Annotated in this window: 1 rRNA gene; it reads right to left on the bottom strand. The window is 58.5% G+C overall.

The annotated features are described in order from the left end of the window. Nucleotides 1-2624: ribosomal RNA gene (locus BUB65_RS08250) — 23S ribosomal RNA — on the bottom strand; the annotation flags it as partial. Nucleotides 2625-2660 lie beyond the last annotated feature (36 nt).

The raw sequence follows: 2660 nt of genomic DNA, 5'->3' as shown, positions 1-2660 counted from the left end.
TACCCCTTTAATAGGCGAACAGCCTAACCCTTGGGACCTGCTTCAGCCCCAGGATGGGATGAGCCGACATCGAGGTGCCGATCCTTGCCGTCGATGTGAACTCTCGGGCAAGACTAGCCTGTTATCCCCGGGGTAACTTTTGTCCGTTGATCGACGACCCTTCCACTCGGAGTCGCCGGGTCACTAGGACCGGGTTTCCCCTCTGCTCGACCCGTCGGTCTCGCAGTCAGCCCGGCTTATGCCCTTGCACTCAACGGTGGATTTCCAACCCACCTGAGCCGAGCTTTGCGCGCCTCCGTTACTCTTTAGGAGGCGACCGCCCCAGTCAAACTACCCGCCTGGCACTGTCCCTCGCCTGCTCTTCACAGACGCAGGTTAGAACCTCGGTACACCGAGGGTGGTATCCCACCGGCGGCTCCCCCGACCCTGGCGAGCCGGGTTCTCAGCCTCCCACCTATCCTGTACACGATGCACCAAGGCCCAATACCAGGTTGCAGTAAAGCTCCACGGGGTCTTTCCGTCTAGCTGCGGGTACTGGGCATCTTCACCCAGATTGAAATTTCGCCGGGTCCCCTGCCGAGACAGTGCCCCAGTCGTTACGCCATTCATGCAGGTCGGAACTTACCCGACAAGGAATTTCGCTACCTTAGGACCGTTATAGTTACGGCCGCCGTTTACCGGGGCTTCGGTTCGGGGCTCATCACCCCTCCCCTTAACCTTCCGGCACTGGGCAGGCGTCAGTCCCTATACATCCTCTTACGAGTTTGCAGAGACCTGTGTTTTTGGTAAACAGTCGCCAGGGCCTTGTCACTGCGACCGCTTCGGCCTCCCCCAGTTTCCAGGTTGCCCTTTCCCCTGGGTTCAACCTACCGCGGTACCCCTTCTCCCGAAGTTACGGGGTCAATTTGCCGAGTTCCTTGGCAAGGGTTAACCCGCTCCCCTTAGCTTTCTCAGCCCGCCTACCTGTGTCGGTTTGCGGAACGGGCACCTGCATACCAGTATGCGAGGTTTTTCTTGGCAGTGTGGGGTCAGCACCGTTGGACCATTCGGTCCTCCCCTTCACGGCTCAGCTCAGGCAGCGGATTTACCTACTGCCCTCATCGCCTAACCGCTTGGAAGGCCATGCCACTTGACCTCGGCGCCTACCCTCCTGCGTCACCCCGCATCCTATAGGTATACAGGTGGTACCGGAATATTAACCGGTTTCCCATCGGCTACCCCTTTCGGGTTCACCTTAGGTCCCGACTAACCCTGGGCGGACGACCCTTCCCCAGGTACCCTTAGGCTTTCGGGGGGAGAGATTCTCACTCTCCTCTCGCTTACTCATGCCTGGATTCTCACTTCCGCCTCGTCCAGCGGCTCTCGCGAGTCCGCCTTCACCCTACAGCGGAACGCTCCCCTACCACCAGCCTTACGGCTGATCCGCGGCTTCGGGGGATGGCTTCAGCCCCGGTACATTTTCGGCGCTGTGCGTCTCGACCGGTGAGCTGTTACGCACTCTTTAAATGATGGCTGCTTCTAAGCCAACATCCCGGTTGTCTAAGACGCACAACATCCTTCCACACTTAGCCATCTCTCCGGGCCCTTAGCCGACGGTCTGGGTTGTTTCCCTCTCGTCTGTGGAGCTTATCCCCCACAGGCTCACTCCCGAGATTTGTGTACTGGGATTCGGAGTTTGACAGGGGTTGGAGGTAACCCCCCTAGCCCTATCAGTGCTCTACCCCCAGTACAGACCTCTCGAGGCTGCACCTAAATGCATTTCGGGGAGAACCAGCTATCACCGGGTTCGGTTAGCTTTTCACTCCTACCCACAGCTCATCCGAGGATGTTTTACTATCCATCGGTTCGGGCCTCCAGTAGGTTTTACCCTACCTTCACCCTGGCCATGGGTAGCTCACCCGGCTTCGGGTCTGCCGCATCTGACTCACGCCCTATTCGGACTCGCTTTCGCTTCGGCTACGCCTCTATCGGCTTAACCTCGCCAGATACGACAACTCCCAGGCTCATTAATCAAAAGGCACGCCGTCACCCGCTTGCGCAGGCTCCGACTTCTTGTAGGCACGCAGTTTCAGGTCTCTTTCACTCCCCTTCCGGGGTGCTTTTCACCTTTCCCTCACGGTACTGGTTGCGCTATCGGTCGGCAGGGAGTATTTAGCCTTGGAGGGTGGTCCCCCCAGATTCCCACGGGATTCCTCGTGTCCCGCGGTACTCGGGAGCAAGTCCCAGGGAGTCCTTACCCTTTCGCCTACGGGGCTGTCACCCTCTATGGCTGGCCTTCCCAGACCATTCGGCTAGAGTAAGGATTTGTAACTCCCCGGCTTACGCCCGGACTTGTCCCACGACCCCGACGTGTAAATTACACGCCGGTTTAGGCTCCTCCCCTTTCGATCGCCTCTACTCAGGGAATCTCGTTTGATTTCTTTTCCTCGGGGTACTGAGATGTTTCACTTCCCCCGGTTCGCACCCTTGCGGGCGAGTAGCCTCAACGGCTACCCAGGTTGCCCCATTCGGGAATCCCGGGATCAACGCTCGCTTGCAGCTCCCCCGGGCTTATCGCAGCTTGCCACGCCCTTCTTCGCCTCCTGCCGCCTAGGCATCCACTGCGTGCCCTTTCTACCTTCACCTCTATCTTCCTACCCTATGCATTTTTCAATGACCCA

The sequence above is a fragment of the Thermosipho atlanticus DSM 15807 genome (assembly GCF_900129985.1).
In the GTDB taxonomy this organism is placed as follows: Bacteria; Thermotogota; Thermotogae; order Thermotogales; family Fervidobacteriaceae; genus Thermosipho_A; species Thermosipho_A atlanticus.
This window is presented reverse-complemented; position numbering and strand designations above follow the sequence as displayed.